The organism is Pseudomonas sp. G7(2022) (assembly GCF_052660475.1).
Window position 1 is genome coordinate 1,781,850 of record NZ_CP109659.1, and the last position, 18,119, is coordinate 1,799,968.

The 18,119-nt window shown below is 61.6% G+C and carries 21 protein-coding genes and 1 pseudogene; 12 read left to right on the plus strand and 10 right to left on the minus strand.

The features are described from left to right. The first annotated feature begins 18 nt into the window (after positions 1-18). The 10 genes from ccmA (at position 19) to NE357_RS08100 (ending at position 7,399) form a co-directional block, all read left to right on the plus strand. Positions 19-654 carry a cytochrome c biogenesis heme-transporting ATPase CcmA gene (gene ccmA / locus NE357_RS08055; protein ID WP_169429426.1) on the plus strand — a complete coding sequence of 212 codons (636 nt, stop codon included), beginning with the start codon at positions 19-21 and terminating at the stop codon, positions 652-654. Then, entirely contained in the window at positions 651-1,319 is a 669-nt protein-coding gene (gene ccmB, locus NE357_RS08060; protein WP_085710502.1) for a heme exporter protein CcmB, read from the plus strand. The genes ccmA and ccmB overlap by 4 nt, the downstream gene beginning before the upstream one ends. Positions 1,320-1,397: 78 nt before the next feature. Then, positions 1,398-2,153 carry a heme ABC transporter permease gene (locus NE357_RS08065; protein ID WP_085733725.1) on the plus strand — a complete coding sequence of 252 codons (756 nt, stop codon included), beginning with the start codon at positions 1,398-1,400 and terminating at the stop codon, positions 2,151-2,153. Next, complete coding sequence (ccmD, locus tag NE357_RS08070) at positions 2,150-2,326, plus strand: heme exporter protein CcmD (protein WP_011333085.1); 177 nt, start codon at positions 2,150-2,152, stop codon at positions 2,324-2,326. The genes NE357_RS08065 and ccmD overlap by 4 nt, the downstream gene beginning before the upstream one ends. Beyond that, complete coding sequence (gene ccmE, locus NE357_RS08075; RefSeq protein WP_085699419.1) at positions 2,323-2,778, plus strand: cytochrome c maturation protein CcmE; 456 nt, start codon at positions 2,323-2,325, stop codon at positions 2,776-2,778. The genes ccmD and ccmE overlap by 4 nt, the downstream gene beginning before the upstream one ends. 3 nt (positions 2,779-2,781) lie before the next feature. Beyond that, entirely contained in the window at positions 2,782-4,770 is a 1,989-nt protein-coding gene (locus NE357_RS08080; protein ID WP_169429427.1) for a heme lyase CcmF/NrfE family subunit, read from the plus strand. After that, positions 4,767-5,303: a DsbE family thiol:disulfide interchange protein gene (locus NE357_RS08085; RefSeq protein ID WP_011333088.1), complete on the plus strand. Its 537-nt coding sequence runs from the start codon at positions 4,767-4,769 to the stop codon at positions 5,301-5,303. The genes NE357_RS08080 and NE357_RS08085 overlap by 4 nt, the downstream gene beginning before the upstream one ends. Then, on the plus strand, positions 5,300-5,770 hold the full coding sequence (locus tag NE357_RS08090; protein WP_169429428.1) for a cytochrome c-type biogenesis protein: 471 nt from the start codon (positions 5,300-5,302) through the stop codon (positions 5,768-5,770). Before NE357_RS08085 ends, NE357_RS08090 begins: the two co-directional genes overlap by 4 nt. After that, positions 5,767-6,966, plus strand: a complete 1,200-nt coding sequence (gene ccmI, locus NE357_RS08095) for a c-type cytochrome biogenesis protein CcmI (RefSeq protein WP_169429429.1) — start codon at positions 5,767-5,769, stop codon at positions 6,964-6,966. The genes NE357_RS08090 and ccmI overlap by 4 nt, the downstream gene beginning before the upstream one ends. A 25-nt stretch (positions 6,967-6,991) precedes the next feature. Continuing rightward, positions 6,992-7,399, plus strand: a complete 408-nt coding sequence (locus NE357_RS08100) for a hypothetical protein (protein WP_169429430.1) — start codon at positions 6,992-6,994, stop codon at positions 7,397-7,399. A gap of 50 nt (positions 7,400-7,449) precedes the next feature. Here the strand turns inward: NE357_RS08100 and NE357_RS08105 are convergent, their stop codons facing one another. From NE357_RS08105 to NE357_RS08115, 3 genes and pseudogenes are all read right to left on the minus strand, one after another. After that, the gene (locus NE357_RS08105; RefSeq protein ID WP_108560305.1) at positions 7,450-8,025 is read right to left on the minus strand and encodes a PIN domain-containing protein; all 576 of its coding nucleotides are present in this window, start codon (positions 8,023-8,025) and stop codon (positions 7,450-7,452) included. Then, positions 8,022-8,489 carry a helix-turn-helix domain-containing protein gene (locus NE357_RS08110; protein WP_169429431.1) on the minus strand — a complete coding sequence of 156 codons (468 nt, stop codon included), beginning with the start codon at positions 8,487-8,489 and terminating at the stop codon, positions 8,022-8,024. The genes NE357_RS08105 and NE357_RS08110 overlap by 4 nt, the downstream gene beginning before the upstream one ends. A gap of 84 nt (positions 8,490-8,573) precedes the next feature. Then, positions 8,574-8,666, minus strand: a pseudogene (locus NE357_RS08115) (LysR family transcriptional regulator); the annotation flags it as partial. 102 nt (positions 8,667-8,768) lie between these two features. On the opposite strand from NE357_RS08115, the gene NE357_RS08120 reads away from it, so the two are divergent. Continuing rightward, the gene (locus NE357_RS08120) at positions 8,769-9,173 is read left to right on the plus strand and encodes a type II toxin-antitoxin system HicB family antitoxin (protein ID WP_085666700.1); all 405 of its coding nucleotides are present in this window, start codon (positions 8,769-8,771) and stop codon (positions 9,171-9,173) included. A gap of 48 nt (positions 9,174-9,221) precedes the next feature. Here the strand turns inward: NE357_RS08120 and NE357_RS08125 are convergent, their stop codons facing one another. After that, entirely contained in the window at positions 9,222-10,409 is a 1,188-nt protein-coding gene (locus NE357_RS08125; protein ID WP_169429432.1) for an MFS transporter, read from the minus strand. A 243-nt stretch (positions 10,410-10,652) separates the two neighbouring features. Between NE357_RS08125 and NE357_RS08130 the strand changes: the two genes are divergently transcribed. Then, the gene (locus NE357_RS08130) at positions 10,653-11,273 is read left to right on the plus strand and encodes a DUF5666 domain-containing protein (protein WP_169429433.1); all 621 of its coding nucleotides are present in this window, start codon (positions 10,653-10,655) and stop codon (positions 11,271-11,273) included. A gap of 55 nt (positions 11,274-11,328) precedes the next feature. Here the strand turns inward: NE357_RS08130 and NE357_RS08135 are convergent, their stop codons facing one another. The 6 genes from NE357_RS08135 to NE357_RS08160 all read right to left on the minus strand — a co-directional run bounded on the left by NE357_RS08135 (position 11,329) and on the right by NE357_RS08160 (position 18,079). After that, positions 11,329-12,327 (minus strand): sulfate ABC transporter substrate-binding protein, encoded by a 999-nt coding sequence (locus NE357_RS08135; RefSeq protein ID WP_169429434.1) that lies wholly within the window; start codon positions 12,325-12,327, stop codon positions 11,329-11,331. A 105-nt stretch (positions 12,328-12,432) separates the two neighbouring features. Next, positions 12,433-13,257 (minus strand): ion transporter, encoded by an 825-nt coding sequence (locus NE357_RS08140; protein ID WP_064378643.1) that lies wholly within the window; start codon positions 13,255-13,257, stop codon positions 12,433-12,435. Between the two features lie 21 nt (positions 13,258-13,278). Next, entirely contained in the window at positions 13,279-14,193 is a 915-nt protein-coding gene (locus NE357_RS08145) for an urea transporter (RefSeq protein WP_169429435.1), read from the minus strand. A 146-nt stretch (positions 14,194-14,339) separates the two neighbouring features. Continuing rightward, positions 14,340-15,755 carry a pyruvate kinase gene (gene pyk / locus NE357_RS08150; RefSeq protein ID WP_169429436.1) on the minus strand — a complete coding sequence of 472 codons (1,416 nt, stop codon included), beginning with the start codon at positions 15,753-15,755 and terminating at the stop codon, positions 14,340-14,342. Beyond that, a complete protein-coding gene (locus NE357_RS08155; protein ID WP_169429437.1) occupies positions 15,752-17,026 on the minus strand; it encodes a glycerate kinase type-2 family protein in 1,275 nt (424 codons plus the stop codon). The genes pyk and NE357_RS08155 overlap by 4 nt, the downstream gene beginning before the upstream one ends. Positions 17,027-17,185: 159 nt before the next feature. After that, entirely contained in the window at positions 17,186-18,079 is an 894-nt protein-coding gene (locus NE357_RS08160; RefSeq protein ID WP_085605836.1) for a 2-hydroxy-3-oxopropionate reductase, read from the minus strand. Positions 18,080-18,119 lie beyond the last annotated feature (40 nt).

Genomic DNA, 18,119 nt, shown 5'->3' on the forward strand with positions numbered 1-18,119 from the left:
TATAAGGCCCGTGAACCCTTGACCAGCCCTGTCCTGCAAACCGTCGGCCTCGCCTGTGAGCGTGATCTCAGACTGCTCTTCGAGAATCTCGAATTGAGACTGGCCAGTGGCGATATGGTGCAGATCAGCGGTCCCAACGGCAGCGGCAAGACCAGCCTGCTGCGTTTGCTGTCCGGCCTGATGCAACCGACCGAAGGTCAGGTGCTGCTCAACGGTCAACCCCTGGCCGAACAACGCAGCGAACTGGCGCGCAATCTGCTTTGGATCGGCCATGCTGCCGGGATCAAGGACCTGCTCACCCCGGAAGAAAACCTCGCCTGGCTCTGCGCCCTGCATCAACCCGCCGGACGCGAGGCGATCTGGCAGGCGCTGGCGGCAGTTGGATTGCGCGGGTTCGAAGATGTTCCCTGTCACAGCCTGTCCGCCGGTCAGCAGCGCCGCGTGGCGCTGGCGCGCTTGTATCTGGACAGTCCGCCGCTGTGGATCCTCGATGAACCCTTCACCGCGCTGGACAAACAGGGCGTGGCGCAGCTCGAAGAGCATCTGGCCAGACACTGCGAGCAGGGCGGCCTGGTGGTGCTGACCACTCACCACACGCTGAGCCGGATGCCGGCCGGTTATCGCGACATCGATCTGGGGAACTGGGCAGTATGAGTGTGTTCGGCCTGTTGGTTGCCCGTGAGTCCCGACTGCTGTTCCGCCGCCCGGCGGAGCTGGCCAATCCGCTGATTTTCTTCGCCATCGTCATCGCGCTGTTCCCGCTGGCCGTCGGACCGGAAACTCAAGTATTGCAAAACTTGTCCCCGGGGTTAGTCTGGGTGGCGGCGCTTTTGTCGGTCCTGCTCTCGCTGGACGGGCTTTTCCGCAGTGATTTCGAAGACGGATCCCTTGAACAGTGGGTCCTTTCGCCGCACCCCCTGCCACTTCTGGTGTTGGCCAAGGTGCTGGCACACTGGCTTTTTTCCGGGCTGGCACTGGTTTTGCTCTCGCCGTTACTGGCGTTGATGCTCGGGTTGCCGGCTGCGTGTCTGCCGGTATTGCTGCTTTCGTTGCTGCTGGGTACACCGGTGCTGAGCTTGCTCGGCGCGGTAGGCGCGGCGCTGACGGTCGGTCTGAAACGCGGTGGCCTGTTGCTGGCGCTGTTGATTCTGCCGTTGTACATCCCGGTGTTGATCCTCGGCAGTGGCGCCTTGCAGGCGGCGTTGCAGGGCATGCCGGCGACGGGTTATCTGTTGTGGCTTGGCAGCCTGACCGCCCTGGCAATAACCCTGACACCCTTTGCAATAGCGGCTGGCCTGAAGATCAGCGTCGGCGAATAATGAGGTCTGGTTAAAATTTAACCAGCAAAGACCCTGAGACTGCTCGCACCGATGAGCGGCACCCGTGATGGAAACAGTATGAACTGGACCTGGTTTCACAAGCTCGGCTCGCCCAAGTGGTTCTACGGCATCAGCAGCAAGTTCCTGCCGTGGCTGAGCATCGCAGCGTTGCTGCTGATCGCTGTCGGCGTCGTCTGGGGCCTGGCCTTCGCGCCGCCGGACTATCAGCAAGGCAACAGCTTTCGCATCATCTACATCCACGTTCCCGCCGCGATGCTCGCTCAGTCGATCTACGTGATGCTGGCGGTGTGCGGTGTGGTCGGGCTGGTGTGGAAGATGAAACTGGCCGACGTCGCCCTGCAATGCGCTGCTCCGATCGGTGCGTGGATGACCGCCGTGGCGCTGGTCACCGGGGCGATCTGGGGCAAGCCGACCTGGGGTTCGTGGTGGGTCTGGGACGCGCGGCTGACCTCGATGCTGATTCTACTGTTTCTGTACTTCGGCGTGATCGCCCTGGGCAACGCCATCAGCAATCGCGACAGCGCCGCCAAGGCCTGCGCGGTGCTGGCCATCGTCGGCGTGATCAACATCCCGATCATCAAATACTCGGTGGAGTGGTGGAACACCCTGCACCAGGGCGCGACTTTCACCCTCACCGAAAAACCGGCGATGCCTGCCGAAATGTGGCTGCCGCTGCTGCTGACGGTGCTGGGTTTCTACTGTTTCTTCGGCGCCGTGCTGTTGCTGCGCATGCGCCTTGAAGTGCTCAAGCGCGAAGCCCGCGCCAGTTGGGTGAAAGAAGAAGTGCAGAACAGCCTGGAGGCCGCTCGATGAGTTTCGCGTCATTCGGCGATTTCCTCGCCATGGGCCATCACGGCCTGTACGTCTGGTCGGCCTACGGCATCTGTCTGGCGGTACTGATCCTCAACGTGGCGGCGCCAATCGCGGCCCGCAAGCGTTATCTGCAACAAGAGGCGCGTCGTCTGCGCCGGGAGAACGGCAAGTGAATCCGCTGCGCAAAAAGCGTCTGATCATCATTCTGGCAATTCTGGTCGGGGTCGGCGCTGCCGTCGGCTTGGCCCTGAGCGCCCTGCAGCAGAACATCAACCTGTTTTACACCCCGACCCAGATCGCCAACGGCGAAGCGCCGCAGGACACGCGCATCCGCGCCGGCGGCATGGTCGAGAAAGGTTCGCTGCAACGCTCACCGGATTCCCTGGACGTGAAATTTGTGGTCACTGACTTCAACAAGTCCGTGACCATCACCTACCGTGGAATCCTGCCGGACCTGTTCCGCGAAGGGCAGGGCATTGTTGCTCTCGGCAAGCTCAACGCCGACGGCGTCGTAGTGGCCGATGAAGTGCTGGCCAAGCACGACGAGAAATACATGCCGCCGGAAGTGACCAAGGCCCTGAAGGACAGCGGTCAATCCGCGCCAACCCCAGCGAAGGAGGGTTGATCGATGACTTCAACGATTTTTATTCCCGAGCTTGGCCATCTGGCGATGATTCTGGCGCTGTGTTTCGCGCTGGTGCAGGCGGTGGTGCCGTTGCTCGGTGCCTGGCGCGGCGATCGTCTGTGGATGGGCCTTGCCCAGCCAGCGGCATGGGGACAGTTCGCGTTCCTGCTGTTCGCCTTTGGCGTCTTGACCTACGCGTTCATGACCGACGACTTCTCCGTGGCTTACGTCGCGATGAACTCCAACAGCGCGCTGCCGTGGTACTACAAGTTCAGCGCCGTGTGGGGCGCCCACGAAGGGTCGCTGCTGCTGTGGGCGTTGATCCTGGGTGGCTGGACGTTCGCGGTGTCGGTGTTCTCCCGGCAACTGCCGCAAGTGATGCTCGCCCGCGTGCTGGCGGTGATGGGCATGATCAGCACCGGTTTCCTGCTGTTCCTGATCCTGACGTCTAACCCGTTTTCGCGGATCCTGCCGCAGATCCCGGCCGACGGACGTGACCTCAATCCGCTGCTGCAGGACATCGGTCTGATCGTGCATCCGCCGATGCTGTACATGGGCTATGTCGGTTTCTCGGTGGCGTTTGCGTTCGCCATCGCCGCATTGCTCGGCGGTCGCCTCGATGCGGCGTGGGCACGCTGGTCGCGTCCGTGGACCATCGTCGCGTGGGCCTTCCTCGGCATCGGCATCACCCTCGGTTCGTGGTGGGCCTACTACGAACTCGGCTGGGGCGGCTGGTGGTTCTGGGACCCGGTGGAAAACGCCTCCTTCATGCCGTGGCTGGTGGGTACGGCGCTGATCCACTCGCTGGCGGTCACCGAGAAACGTGGCGTGTTCAAGAGCTGGACGGTGTTGCTGGCGATTGCCGCCTTCTCCCTGAGCCTGCTCGGTACCTTCCTCGTACGTTCCGGCGTGCTGACGTCGGTGCATGCGTTTGCCTCGGATCCTGAGCGCGGTGTGTTCATCCTGATCTTCCTGCTGTTCGTGGTCGGCGGTTCGCTGACGCTGTTTGCCCTGCGCGCCCCGGTGGTCAAGAGCCAGGTCGGTTTCAACCTGTGGTCGCGGGAAACCCTGCTGCTGGGCAACAACCTGGTGCTGGTGGTGGCCGCGTCGATGATCCTGCTCGGCACGCTGTATCCGCTGATTCTCGATGCGATCAGCGGCGCCAAGCTGTCGGTCGGCCCGCCGTATTTCAACGCGTTGTTCATTCCGTTGATGGCGCTGCTGATGGTGGTGATGGCGGTCGGTGTGATCGTGCGCTGGAAAGATACGCCGGTTAAATGGCTGGTCAGCATGCTCACTCCGGTGCTGCTGGGCAGCGTCGCGCTGGCGGTGGTGGCCGGTGTTGCCTACGGTGATTTCAACTGGGCGGTGCTGGCGACCTTCCTGCTGGCGGCCTGGGTGTTGCTGGCCGGCGTGCGCGACATCTTCGACAAGACGCGCCACAAGGGCCTGATCAAAGGTCTGCCGACCCTGACCCGGAGCTACTGGGGCATGCAGCTCGCCCACCTCGGTATCGCCGTGTGTGCGCTGGGCGTTGTGTTGTCGAGCCAGAACAGTGCCGAGCGCGACCTGCGTCTGGCACCGGGCGAGTCAATGGAACTGGCCGGTTATCAGTTTGTGTTCGAAGGTGCCAAACACTTCGAAGGCCCGAACTTCACTTCCGACAAGGGCACCATCCGGGTGATCCGCGATGGCCGCGAAATCAGTGTGTTGCACCCGGAAAAACGCCTGTACACCGTGCAGAGTTCGATGATGACCGAAGCCGGGATCGACGCCGGTTTCACCCGTGACCTCTACGTCGCGCTGGGTGAACCACTGGGCGACGGCGCCTGGGCGGTGCGGGTGCATGTGAAACCGTTTGTACGCTGGATCTGGTTCGGCGGTCTGCTGACCGGTCTGGGCGGGATACTGGCGGCGCTGGACCGGCGTTACCGGGTCAAGGTCAAAGCCCGTGTGCGTGAAGCGCTGGGCATGGAAGGAGCCGCTGCATGAGACGTTGGTTGATGCTGGTGCCACTGGCGATTTTCCTGCTGGTGGCGGTATTTCTTTATCGCGGTCTGTACCTGGATCCGGCGGAACTGCCGTCGGCGATGATCGGCAAACCGTTCCCGGAGTTTTCCCTGCCGGCGGTGCAGGGCGACAAGACCCTGACCAAGGCCGACATCCTCGGCAAACCGGCACTGGTCAACGTCTGGGGCACCTGGTGCATTTCCTGCCGGGTCGAGCACCCGGTGCTGAACAAACTCGCCGAGCGCGGCGTGGTGATCTACGGCATCAACTACAAGGACACCAACGCCGATGCGTTGAAGTGGCTGGCCGAATTCCACAATCCGTATCAACTGGACATCCGTGACGACGAAGGCTCCCTGGGCCTGAATCTCGGTGTCTACGGCGCGCCGGAAACCTTCTTCATCGACGCCAAGGGCATCATTCGCGACAAGTACGTTGGCGTGATCGACGAGCAGGTCTGGCGCGAAAAACTGGCGGCCAAGTATCAGGCGCTGGTCGACGAGGCCAAGCCATGAAGCGCTTTTTAGCTGCCATGGTGCTGGGTTTGAGTCTGGCCGGTGTGGCCCATGCCGCCATCGACACCTACGAGTTTGCCAAAGAAGGCGATCGCGAGCGTTTCCGCGAACTGACCAAGGAACTGCGCTGCCCCAAGTGCCAGAACCAGGACATCGCCGACTCCAACGCGCCGATTGCCGCCGACCTGCGCAAAGAGATTTTCCGCATGCTCGGCGAGGGCAAGGACAATCAGCAGATCATCGACTTCATGGTCGACCGCTACGGTGATTTCGTTCGCTACAAACCGGCGCTCAATGCCAAGACTGCGCTGCTGTGGTTTGGCCCGGCCGGGTTGTTGCTCGGCGGTTTTGTCGTCATCGCCGTGATCGTCCGCCGCCGTCGCGGGCAACGCGCCGAGACGCCGCAATCGCTGTCCCCTGAAGAACGTCAGCGCCTCGACCAACTGTTGGATAAAACCCAAGAATGATTGATTTCTGGCTTGCCGCAGGGCTGTTGCTTCTGGTCGCCCTGAGTTTTCTGTTGATCCCCGTCCTGCGTGAACGTCGCGCCCAGCGTGAAGAGGATAGAACCGCCCTCAACGTCGCCCTGTATCAGGAGCGCGTCGCCGAACTGCAATCGCAGCAGGCTGAAGGCGTGCTCGACGCTGCGCAAATGGACAGCGGCCGTGCCGAAGCGGCCCGTGAGTTGCTGGCCGACACCGAAGGTGCGGCGCCGGCGCGGGTTTCGAAACTGGGCAAACCGCTGCCGCTGCTGGCAGCCGTACTCGTGCCGGTGCTGGGCCTTGGTTTGTACATGCATTTCGGTGCCGCTGACAAAGTCGAACTGACCCGCGAGTTCGCCCAGGCACCACAATCCATGGAAGAGATGACCCAACGGCTGGAGCGCGCAGTCGCCGCGCAACCGGATTCAGCCGAAGGCCTGTATTTTCTCGGCCGTACCTATATGGCTCAGGATCGTCCGGCGGACGCGGCGAAGATGTTCGAACGCGCCGCCAACCTGGCCGGCCGTCAACCGGAACTGCTCGGCCAGTGGGCGCAGGCGCAGTACTTCGCCGATGGCAAGAAGTGGTCGGACAAGATTCAAGCCCTGACCGACGAAGCATTGAAGGCTGATCCGAAAGAAGTCACCAGCCTCGGCCTGCTGGGGATCGCCGCGTTCGAAGGCGAGCGCTATCAGCAAGCCATCGATTACTGGAATCGTCTGCTGGAGCAACTGCCAGCGAATGACAAGTCCCGCGAAGCTCTGCAGGGCGGTATCGCGCGAGCGACCGAGAAACTTGAAGCCAGCGGCGGCAAGGTGGCTCAGGCACCGGCCGTGAAAACCGCACGGCTCAAGGTCAGCGTCGATCTGGCCAGCGAACTGAAAGGAAAGGTGCAACCGGGCGACAGCGTGTTCATCTTCGCCCGTGCCGTTTCCGGCCCTCCAGCGCCGTTGGCGGCCAAGCGTCTGACTGTCGCGGACCTGCCGGTCACCGTCGAGCTGAGTGATGCCGACGCAATGATGCCGCAATTGAAACTGTCGAACTTCCCCGAAGTCCAACTGGTTGCGCGCATCTCCCGAGCCGGTCAACCGACCGCCGGTGAGTGGGTCGGTCGCAGCGGGCCTCTGGCCAGCAGCACCACCGCGCCGCAAAAACTGACCATCGACAGCCCGGACAAATAGCCGGAACCAACAGGAAAGCACCGCCATGAACGCCATCGCCCGAATCACAGTCCTCACACTGGCCCTGGGCTTGAGCGCATGTGCGGTGCAACGACCGGAGCCAACCACAAGGCTGCCGCCGATTCCGCCGTCACAACCCAGCCCGACGCCATCGACCAGTCCGACGCCGGGCAAACCGGGCATTCCGGCCAAACCATCGAAACCCGCCCCACGCACCTCAGCAAGCTTCGCCCCGCCACCGGGCGGCAACAGCCACTGGGATCAGAAACTGGGCGTGTACGTGCTGGATGACCAGACCAACACCTTCTACCGCCAGCGCACCTACTACCGCTGGAACAACGGCTGGAGCCGCTCGATCAGCCCCAACGGACCGTGGGAGGACACCAACATCCACGGCGTACCGGCGGGACTGGGCAAGCAGTTCGGGGAGTAAAAAAACGGCGATCTCAGGATCGCCGTTTTGCTGTCTGGGGTGATGAGTTTTTAAAGGATCGCGTGATAACTGCTGAGTGCCTGGACCGATTTAATCAGGCCTTGTCGTTGCAGTAGATCAAGAAAGGGTTCGACGTCCATGGCAGGCATTTTCAGCTGCCGACGCTGTTTTTGGGCCGCTGCAACCACTGCTGCCGCATCAAGCCCCAAGAGGTTGTCGACGAACTCGTCCGGATGCTGCGCTTCGATGCCGAAAGGCTCCAGCGCTTTGCAGGGAAAGTCTTTCTGGTTGAACGTCACTATCACGCTTGCGCCGCAACGGATGGCCGCTGCCAGAACATGACGATCATCGCAGTCGGGCAAGCTGAGTCCGGCAATCAGGTCTTCATAGTCATGGACACAGGCGTCGGGTATCGCTTGATCCATCAGGCCGGACGTACGATCCAGCTGTTCCATCGTCAGGTCAGGGCGGTTCTTCAGCAGATTGCGTTTCCATTCGCAGTGAATCTCCTGGGTCCATCGCGCCCGAAATCGCCCCGAGAGGGCAAGCCACATGAGGAAGTCTCTCAAGGGGGCGGGGTACAAGACGCATGCATCATATAAAGCGGTGAAAGAGGAATGCCTCACTCGTATCCTGTCCTTAACGCCTGAGCTTGCTCTGCGAGAAGCGCCATTGCCTGCTCGCTGGCGCTGGTGCGCCGGGTCTTATAGTCCATCAGATCGGCAAAACGCACACGTCGGTGCTTGCCTGTTTTGTGGTAGGACAACTCGCCGCTTTCCAGCAGTTTTATGAGGTGTGGACGTGAGACGTTGAGCAGGTCGGCGGCTTCCTGGGTCGTCAATTCGGCATGCACCGGTACGACCTGAACCGCGTTACCGGCTGCCAGCTCCGCCAGAATCTCGATCAGCAGACGCAGGGCCGAGGTGGGCAGTTCAACGCGATGAGCTTCATTCTGCTCGTCGAAAATCTGAATGTGCTGGGTCTCGAAATGGGTCGCAAGGTAAGCGGCCAGGGCACGCTGCCCTTCAATGGCGGCTTTTATTTCGCATTCTACGGGGAGGCTGATGGAGGGATGAATAACGGTCGACATGGCGAGTCCGGCTTTGGAAATGAGGAATGCCGGAACGTTATTCGAAATAAGCGAAAATCGCAATAAACGAAACGAGTAGGGGGTTTATGGCTTTTCCGCCATCAACCCCTGCACATATTCGACAAACGCCCGCGCCTTGACGCTGGCCAGCCTGCCCGTCGGAAACACCGCCGACAGGTAGTCAAAACATCCTGCAAAACAACCAACGTTGCGTCACAACCTTCCGCAGGCTACTAAAGGTATCTCTAGAGTTACTTTAATGGGCGAGGCAATTTCACAATGCAATACCCAATCTGCATCGAATGGGGTGACGAGAACACCGCCATCGGTATTCAGATCCCCGATATTCCCGGCGCGGTAACCGCCGGTGATACGTTTGAGGATGCCTACAACGCAGCCGTCGAGATTGCCCACATCATGCTGCAGGAAATCGCGGCGGATGGTGATTCGATTCCGATGCCGACCTCGGCGGCGACCCATCGCAACAATCCGGAATTTGCCGACATGGGCTGGGGCATGCTCGAGCTGGACATCTCGCCATACATGGGCAAGACCGAGAAGGTGAACGTGACGTTGCCCGGCTATGTCATCCAGCGGATCGACCGCTACGTGCGTGAACACAACGTCAAAAGCCGCTCTTCCTTTCTGGCAGATGCCGCCATGGAAAAACTGGTTCGGCATTGAGCATCGAGCACTGTCGGATCAGTGATCCGACAGTGCTTTTTTCAGATTTCAGGCAGTCGCCAAAGCAGCCTTTTGCGAAACACTCAAAAACCGCACCAGCGCCAGCAGCGGGAAGGCGCTGCCGACAATCACGATCCACAACCAGCCGCCATGTTCGTACACCGCGCTGGCCACCGACGAGCCGAAGGCGCCACCGACAAAGATGCTGGTCATGTACAGCGCATTGAGTCGGCCGCGGCTTTTGGCGTCGAGGGAGTAGACCGCGCGCTGGCCCAGCACCATGTTCATCTGCACGCAGAAGTCGAGCACCACGCCGGTCACGGCCAGGCCGATCACGCTGTAGGCCGGGTGGATGAAGGCCGGCAGGAAGCTCAGGCTGGCGAACAGCATGGCCAGCAGCGAGGCGATGCGGGTGTGGCCGGCGTCGGCCAGGCGTCCGCTGATCGGGGCGGCGATGGCACCGATGGCACCGACCAGGGCGAAGATCGCGATTTCACTCTGGGACAGGCCATGGTTGCGCGCCAGTTCCAGCGGCACGGCGGTCCAGAACAGGCTGAAGGTGGCGAACATGCAGGCCTGGTAGAACGCCCGCTGACGCAGCACCGGTTGCTGGCGCAGCAGCGTCCACAGCGAGCCGATCAACTGGCCGTAGGAAGCACTGTGATCAGGTTGGCGCTTGGGCACGGTCAGGGCCAGCACGATGCTGATCGCCGCCATCAACCCCGCCGCGATCATGAACATCGCCCGCCAGCCGAGATGGTCGGCGACCACGCTCGACACTGGCCGCGCCAGCAGAATCCCCAGCAGCAAACCGCCCATGATGCCGCCGACCACCCGGCCACGGGATTCCTCGGGCGCCAGATGCGCCGCCAGCGGAATCAGGATCTGCACCGACACCGAGCTGAAGCCCACCAGCAGCGAAATCAGCAGGAACACATTGGGCTGATCGGTAAACGCCGCCCCCAACAGACTGGCAATCGCCACCACCGTGGTGATGATCATCAAGCGGCGGTTTTCCAGCAGGTCCGCCAGCGGCACCAGGAAGAACAGGCCCAGCGCATAGCCGATCTGGGTCAGCGACACGATGAAGCTGGCCATGGTGTCGGTGAGGCCGATGTCCGGCGCAATCAGGCCGATGATTGGCTGAGCGTAGTAGATGTTGGCAACGATGGCGCCGCAGCAGAAAGCGAACAGCAGCACCATGCCTCGGGTCATTGCGTGAGTTGTGGCGGTCATAGGGTTTCTCGATCCAGCGAAAAGGAATGCGGTGAGGCTAAGGGACGAACCGGGCCGGCGGTAGAAGCCTTGGATCGATATCAGTCATTCCGTTGCGGAATAGATGGCAGCCGGTGAAGTGTCGTCCATCGGCGAACCTTGCGTCCGACCGGGGAGGGCCGATGATACATTCACTTACATCTTGTTCGATAGCGTGCTTATGTTGTCATTGGATTTCCACCTGCAAACAACCGGAGGATTGCGATGTTTCGACAGCTGCTTCGCCACACCACGACTCTTGTAATGATCGGCGTACTGGGTGCCGGCAGCGTCTACGCCGGCGAAGCTCCGGGCATGCGCATGGGCGTGCGCGGCGAAATCACCGGGGTCAGCCCCGACTCGCTCAAGGTTCACGTCAACAGCGGTGAAAACGTGGTCGTCCAGTTGACCCCGGACACCAAAGTCCGCGCCGTCACCCTGGCCAACATCGAAGACATCAAGCCCGGCAGCTACATCGGTTCAGCCGCCATTCCCCAGGAAGATGGCACGCTCAAGGCGCTGGAGGTTCACGTGTTCCCGCCGGAGCTGGCCGGCAGCGGCGACGGTCATCGGCCGTTCGACCTGGCCAAGGGCAGCAGCATGACCAACGGCAGCGTCGGCGATCTGGTGGTGAGTAACGGCCGGGTGCTGACCGTCAATTACAAGGGCGGCCAGCAGAAGATCCTGGTGCCGGAGGATGTGCCGATCGTCAACCTGACGCCCGGCGATCGCAGCCTGCTCAAGGTTGGCGTGAAGATCGTCACCTTCGTGACCCAGAGCGCGGACGGCACGCTGACCGCGCAATCGATCTCGGCGGGCAAGGATGGCGTCAAGCCGCCCATGTAGCCGCTCACAAAAAAGGCGACCTCTCGAGGTCGCCTTTTTCATTTCAGCTCACGCCTTACTGGCCATTGTAGATCTGGTCGAAGATCCCGCCGTCGTTGAAGTGGGTCTTCTGCACGGTGCGCCAGTCGCCGAAGGTTTTCTCGACCGACAGGAAGTCGACTTTCGGGAAGCGGTCGGTGTACTTGGCCAGTACCGCCGGGTCACGTGGACGCAGGTAGTTGGCGGCGGCGATTTCCTGACCTTCCGGCGACCACAGGTACTTCAGGTATTCCTCGGCAGCGGCGCGGGAGCCTTTCTTCTCGACCACTTTGTCGACCACAGACACCGGTGGCTCGGCTTCGGCGGAGACGCTCGGGTAGATGACTTCGAACTGGTCGCGGCCGAACTCGCGGGCGATCATTTCGGCTTCGTTCTCGAAGGTCACCAGCACGTCGCCGATCTGGTTGGTCATGAAGGTGGTGGTGGCGGCACGGCCACCGGTATCGAGCACCGGCGCTTGCTTGAACAGTTTGCCGACGAAGGCCTTGGCCTTGTTTTCATCACCGCCATTCTTCAGCACATAGCCCCAGGCCGACAGGTAGGTATAGCGGCCGTTGCCCGAGGTTTTCGGGTTCGGCACGATCACTTGCACGCCGTCCTTGAGCAGGTCCGGCCAGTCTTTCAGGGCTTTCGGGTTGCCTTTGCGCACGATGAACACGGTGGCCGAGGTGAATGGCGCACTGTTGTTCGGCAGACGGGTGACCCAATCCTTCGGTACCAGTTGGCCGTTGTCCGCCAGGGCGTTGATATCGGTGGCCATGTTCATGGTGATGACGTCAGCCGGCAGGCCGTCGATCACCGAGCGCGCCTGTTTGCTCGAACCGCCGAAGGACATCTGTACGGTGATGTTTTCGTTGTGTTCGGCCTGCCAGTGTTTCTGGAAGGCAGTGTTGTAGTCCTTGTAGAAATCGCGCATCACGTCGTAGGAAACGTTAAGCAGGGTCGGTGCGGCTTGAGCCACGCTACCGAAGGCCAGACCAGCGGCGAGAAGTGAGGCGCCAAAGAGTTTTTTCACTGCGCATTCCTTGTTCTGTGGGGTGTTTTTTTACAAAGATGAGGCCATTTGCCAGCGACTATAGCGGGGCACGCATAGTCGTTTAAAGATTAAAAAGAACTTTGCTTATTCCATTTTCTTAAATAACGGATTGCCGCATCGCGAACAGAAAGCGGCGCTGCTTTCATGGCTCTTTTTCTGGCAAACCGGGCAGTCGTGTTGCAACTGTTCACCCCGCATCGCATTGGCCAGTTCAGCGGTGAAGATCCCGGTGGGCACCGCGATGATCGAGTAACCGGTGATCATCACCAGCGACGAAATCACCTGGCCCAACGGCGTCTTCGGCACGATGTCACCGAAGCCGACGGTAGTCAGGGTCACGATAGCCCAATAGATGCCCTTGGGAATGCTGGTAAATCCGTGTTCCGGGCCTTCGATCACGTACATCAACGTGCCGAAGACCGTTACGAGTGTGCAGACGCTCACCAGAAACACCACGATCTTCTGCTTGCTGCCGCGCAGCGCCGACATCAGGTAGTTGGCTTGCTTGAGGTAGGGACTGAGTTTGAGGACGCGGAAAATCCGCAGCATCCGAATGATCCGGATAATCAGCAAGTACTGCGCATCGCTGTAGTACAGCGCCAGGATACCCGGCACGATCGCCAGCAGATCCACCAGTCCATAAAAACTGAAGGCGTAGCGCAGCGGTTTGGGCGAGCAGTACAGACGCAGGATGTACTCGCCGGCAAAGATGATGGTGAACCCCCACTCGATATACGCCAGCACATCGGCGTAATTGCGGTGAACGCTGTCGATGCTGTCGAGCATCACGATCACCAGGCTGGCCAGAATGATCAGCAGCAGAATGCCGTCGAAACGTCGCCCGGCGGGGGTGTCGCTCTGGAAAATCATGACGTAAAGCTGTTCACGCCAGTGCTTGTTACTGTCCATGGATCACGCCTGAATCAAAGATCAGCGCAGCCTAGGTTGATTCTCCCCGTCAGCGCAAGGCGCCGCGTTCAACTCGGGTTGGTGCATCAGGCGAATGCCGCTGCGCAGCAGCCAGCAAGCGAGAATGAACGGCGCCGTGAGGGTCGCCAGCCCCAAGGCACTGAACAGCGGCGTCAGCAGCAGCGCCAGGCCGATGCCGAACAGCGGCAGCCACGGTTGTTGGCGCCGGGCGCTGAAGGCGAGGGCGGCGAGGACTGCGTTGTAACCCCCCAGACCCAGCAGCGCGACCTGGCTGTCGTGGTGCGACAGGCTGGAACCCAGGCCAATCGCCGAAGCCAGCAGCGCCCAGGCAAAGGCCCGGCGATCGGCGATCAGCAAACCGGCGGCGATCAATCCACCGGCCAACGGATGGTCGAGGAACATCACCTGACCGAAGCCTTTCAGGGCAGCACCGAGCAGGTTCACGGTGTTCAGCTCAAGCGCCGGAGCAGGCGTCGAAGCTTCGGCGAAACACAGGAACACCCAGCTCAGCAACACAAAAGGCGCGGTGTAGGCGGGCAGGTACTCGGTGAGGCGTGCGCGTTTGAGCCACTGCTGCGTGATCATCGCGCTCAGACCACCGGCTGCCAGAATCAGCGGCGGCAGCATCGGCGACCAGGGGAAATACAGGCTCAGCAACAGACCGACCAGCACGCCGTTGTAGCTGAACAGTCCGGCCTGGCGATCCGCCTTGGCGTAGTTGCGCCGTTGCGCGGTGAGCAATCCGGCGACCGCGCCCAGCAGCGCGCCGGCGAACAGCACCGGCGCGGTGAATAAAATGGCCAAAAGGCACAGCAGGCCACACAGCGGATGACGCTGGAGGAAGATTTGACTGAAGCCGTTGAGCAAAGCCTCGGCCCAGTCGGGGCAGTGGGTGTTGAAATGATTGGCAGGCATGGCAGTTCTGAAAGTCAGTGAAACCGAGTTGCCTGCTTCGCCAGCAGGCTGGCTCCCACATTGAATCTTTGTTCAGTCATTGAGTTTGTGATGCACACAAATCAACTGTGGGAGCGAGCCTGCTCGCGAAGAGGCCGGTACAGGCGCTAAATCAACGTTTCGATACGCAGCGAGTTAGTCGATCCAGGCTGCCCGAACGGCACCCCCGCAGTGATCAGCAGCGTGTCGCCACGCTCGGCCATGCCTTGCGCCTGGGCGATTTCCAGCGCGGTCGAACACACTTCATCCACCTGACGCAGGCGATCATTGACCACCGAATGAATGCCCCACGCCACGCTCAAGCGGCGTGCGGTCTGCAGGTTCGGCGTCAGGTTGAGGATCGGCGCTTTCGGCCGCTCCCGCGCCGCACGCAGACTCGATGCACCGGACTCGCTGTAGTTGACCAGCACCGCCACCGGCAACACGTTGCTGATCCGACGTATTGCACAGCTGATTGCATCGGACACGGTCGCTTCGGCTTTCGGCCGGCTGACGTCGAGTTGGGTCTGGTAATCCGGACCGTTCTCCACCTGGCGGATGATCTTGCTCATCATCTGCACGGCTTCCAGCGGGTACTCGCCGGACGCGGTTTCGGCTGACAGCATCACCGCGTCGGCACCTTCGGCCACGGCGTTGGCCACGTCGGTGACTTCGGCGCGGGTCGGCGCCGGGGAGAAACGCATCGACTCGAGCATCTGCGTCGCCACCACCACCGGTTTGCCGAGCTGGCGGCAGGTGGTGATGATGTTTTTCTGGATCTGCGGCACGCTCTCGGCCGGCACTTCCACGCCCAGGTCACCGCGAGCCACCATGATCGCGTCGCTCAGTTCGGCGATCTCGCGCAGTTGCTCGACGGCCGACGGCTTCTCGATTTTCGCCATCAGGAACGCCTTGTCGCCGATCAGCTCGCGGGCCTCGAGGATGTCTTGCGGACGCTGTACGAACGACAGCGCGACCCAGTCCACACCCAGTTCCAGACCGAAGCTCAGGTCGCGGCGATCCTTGGTGGTCAGCGGACTCAGGTCGAGTACCGCTTGCGGCACGTTCACACCTTTGCGATCCGACAGCTCGCCGCCATTGAGCACGGTGGCGTCGATCGCATCGGAGTATTTGGTGACGACGCGCAGTCGCAGTTTGCCGTCATCGAGCAGCAGATCCATCCCGGCTTCAAGCGCCGCGATGATCTCCGGGTGCGGCAGGTTCACCCGGCGTTCGTCGCCCGGTGTCGCATCCAGATCGAGGCGGAAGGCCTGACCGCGATGCAGCTGAACCTTGCCGTCAGCGAACTTGCCGACCCGCAGTTTCGGCCCTTGCAGGTCCATCAGGATCCCGAGCGGATAGTTGAGCTGGCGCTCGACTTCGCGGATCCACTGATAGCGCTTGGCGTGGTCGGCGTGATCGCCGTGGCTGAAGTTGAGGCGGAAGATATTGACCCCGGCCTCGACCAGCTCGCGGATGTCTTCGATGCCGTCGACGGCAGGCCCGAGGGTGGCGAGGATTTTGACCTTTTTATCAGGCGTCATGATTTAGAGCTCTCGAGGATCAGGATGGCGCGGAAGTCGTTGACGTTGGTGCGGGTCGGCTCGGTGACGATCAGCGCATCGAGCGCCGCGAAGTAGCCGTAACCGTTGTTGTTATCCAGCTCGTCGCTGGCGCTCAGGCCCAGGGCGGCGGCGCGGGCATAGCTGTCCGGGGTCATGATCGCGCCGGCGTTGTCTTCCGAGCCGTCGATGCCGTCGGTGTCACCGGCCAGGGCGTAGACGCCGGGCTGGCCCTTGAGGTTGTCGGTGAGGCTGAGGAGGAATTCGGCGTTGCGTCCGCCACGGCCGTTGCCGCGTACGGTCACCGTGGTTTCGCCGCCGGAGAGAATCACGCACGGTGCCGCCAGCGGCTGGCCGTGATGAATGATCTGGCGCGCGATGCCGGCGTGGACTTTCGCCACTTCGCGGGATTCGCCTTCCAGGTCGCCGAGGATCAGCGTGCTGAAACCGGCCTGACGGCATTTCACCGCCGCCGCATCCAGCGATTGCTGAGGGCGGGCGATCAACTGGAAGTGACTGCGGGCCAGGCTCGGATCGCCGGGTTTGACGGTTTCCGATTCCGGGCTTTGCAGCCAGCTGCGCACGGAGACCGGAATCTCGATGCCGTAGCGCTTGATGATCGCCAGCGCTTCGGCGCTGGTGCTCGGGTCGGCCACGGTCGGGCCGGAGGCGATGACCGTGGCGAGATCGCCCGGCACATCGGAAATCGCGTAGGTATAAACAGTGGCGGGCCAGCAGGCCTTGCCCAGGCGTCCGCCTTTGATCGCCGAGAGGTGCTTGCGCACGCAGTTCATCTCGCCGATGGTCGCGCCGGATTTGAGCAGGGCTTTGTTGATCGACTGTTTGTCGGCCAAGGTGATGCCTTCGGCCGGCAGCGCCAGCAGGGCAGAACCGCCGCCGGACAACAGGAAAATCACGCGGTCTTCTTCGGTCAGGTTGCTGACCAGTTCCAGCACGCGTTTTGCCACGGCCAGGCCGGCAGCGTCCGGCACCGGGTGCGCGGCTTCGACCACTTCGATTTTTTCGCACGGGGCGCCGTGACCGTAGCGGGTCACCACCAGGCCCGAGACTTCACCTTCCCAGCAGCGCTCGACCACTTGCGCCATGGCGGCGGCGGCCTTGCCGGCGCCGATGACGATCACGCGACCTGTGCGATCGGCCGGCAGATGCGCTTCGAGGACCTGGTTCGGATGGGCCGCGTCGATGGCTGTGGCAAACAGCTCGCGCAGCAGTTGTTGCGGATCGACCGACATGGCGGGCTCCCGGAATTCTTGTTATTCGAAAGGGCAACTCGGAACCCTGTGGGAGCTAGCCTGCTAGCGATTCAGGCGCTGAGGTCTGGCAGACACTCCGCGTCGATTCCATCGCCAGCAGGCTGGCTCCCACAGGTTTGATGCAGGTTGGGGCAGGGCTTACTTCTTGTCGCGAATCGAGAAGTTGGCCATGTGTTCCAGGCCCTTGATCAGCGCCGAGTGGTCCCAGTTGCTGCCACCGATGGCCGCGCAGGTGCTGAACACTTGCTGGGCGTTGGCGGTGTTCGGCAGGTTGATGTTCAGCTCCTTGGCGCCTTGCAGGGCCAGGTTCAGGTCCTTCTGGTGCAGGCTGATGCGGAAGCCCGGATCGAAGGTGCCCTTGATCATGCGCTCGCCGTGCACTTCGAGGATCTTCGAGGAGGCGAAACCGCCCATCAGCGCTTCACGTACCTTGGCTGGATCGGCACCGTTTTTCGACGCGAACAGCAGGGCTTCGGCCACGGCCTGAATGTTCAGGGCAACGATGATCTGGTTCGCCACCTTGGCGGTCTGACCGTCGCCATTGCCACCGACCAGGGTGATGTTCTTGCCCATGGCCTGGAACAGCGGCAGTGCGCGTTCGAAGGCATCGGCGTCGCCACCGACCATGATGCTCAGGGTCGCAGCCTTGGCACCGACTTCACCACCGGACACCGGAGCGTCGAGGTATTGCGCGCCTTTCTCGTTGATCTTCGCCGCGAAAGCCTTGGTGGCGGTCGGCGAGATCGAGCTCATGTCGATCACCACCTTGCCCTTGCCGATACCGGCCGCGACGCCGTCGGCGCGGAACAGCACGTCTTCGACCTGCGGGGTATCCGGGACCATGACGATGATGAATTCAGCTTCCTGCGCCACTTCGCGTGGGTTGGCCAGAGCGACGGCGCCAGCGGCGACCAGGTCGGCAGGTGCAGCATCGTGGTGCGCCGACAGGAACAGGCTGTGACCGGCTTTCTGCAGGTTTGCCGCCATTGGGTGGCCCATGATGCCGGTGCCGATGAATCCGATTTTAGCCATGAGAAATTCCTCTTGTTTTTGTCTTGCTCAAGCAAATAGG

Excerpts from the sequence above, each read along its gene's own strand:
- ccmB (WP_085710502.1), top strand. The coding sequence starts at position 651 with ATGAGTGTGTTCGGCCTGTTGGTTGCCCGTGAGTCCCGACTGCTGTTC.
- NE357_RS08065 (WP_085733725.1), top strand. The coding sequence starts at position 1,398 with ATGAACTGGACCTGGTTTCACAAGCTCGGCTCGCCCAAGTGGTTCTAC.
- ccmD (WP_011333085.1), top strand. The coding sequence starts at position 2,150 with ATGAGTTTCGCGTCATTCGGCGATTTCCTCGCCATGGGCCATCACGGC.
- NE357_RS08080 (WP_169429427.1), top strand. The coding sequence starts at position 2,782 with ATGACTTCAACGATTTTTATTCCCGAGCTTGGCCATCTGGCGATGATT.
- NE357_RS08085 (WP_011333088.1), top strand. The coding sequence starts at position 4,767 with ATGAGACGTTGGTTGATGCTGGTGCCACTGGCGATTTTCCTGCTGGTG.
- NE357_RS08090 (WP_169429428.1), top strand. The coding sequence starts at position 5,300 with ATGAAGCGCTTTTTAGCTGCCATGGTGCTGGGTTTGAGTCTGGCCGGT.
- ccmI (WP_169429429.1), top strand. The coding sequence starts at position 5,767 with ATGATTGATTTCTGGCTTGCCGCAGGGCTGTTGCTTCTGGTCGCCCTG.
- NE357_RS08100 (WP_169429430.1), top strand. The coding sequence starts at position 6,992 with ATGAACGCCATCGCCCGAATCACAGTCCTCACACTGGCCCTGGGCTTG.
- NE357_RS08110 (WP_169429431.1), bottom strand. The coding sequence starts at position 8,489 with ATGTCGACCGTTATTCATCCCTCCATCAGCCTCCCCGTAGAATGCGAA.
- NE357_RS08120 (WP_085666700.1), top strand. The coding sequence starts at position 8,769 with ATGCAATACCCAATCTGCATCGAATGGGGTGACGAGAACACCGCCATC.
- NE357_RS08125 (WP_169429432.1), bottom strand. The coding sequence starts at position 10,409 with ATGACCGCCACAACTCACGCAATGACCCGAGGCATGGTGCTGCTGTTC.
- NE357_RS08130 (WP_169429433.1), top strand. The coding sequence starts at position 10,653 with ATGTTTCGACAGCTGCTTCGCCACACCACGACTCTTGTAATGATCGGC.
- NE357_RS08140 (WP_064378643.1), bottom strand. The coding sequence starts at position 13,257 with ATGGACAGTAACAAGCACTGGCGTGAACAGCTTTACGTCATGATTTTC.
- NE357_RS08145 (WP_169429435.1), bottom strand. The coding sequence starts at position 14,193 with ATGCCTGCCAATCATTTCAACACCCACTGCCCCGACTGGGCCGAGGCT.
- pyk (WP_169429436.1), bottom strand. The coding sequence starts at position 15,755 with ATGACGCCTGATAAAAAGGTCAAAATCCTCGCCACCCTCGGGCCTGCC.
- NE357_RS08155 (WP_169429437.1), bottom strand. The coding sequence starts at position 17,026 with ATGTCGGTCGATCCGCAACAACTGCTGCGCGAGCTGTTTGCCACAGCC.
- NE357_RS08160 (WP_085605836.1), bottom strand. The coding sequence starts at position 18,079 with ATGGCTAAAATCGGATTCATCGGCACCGGCATCATGGGCCACCCAATG.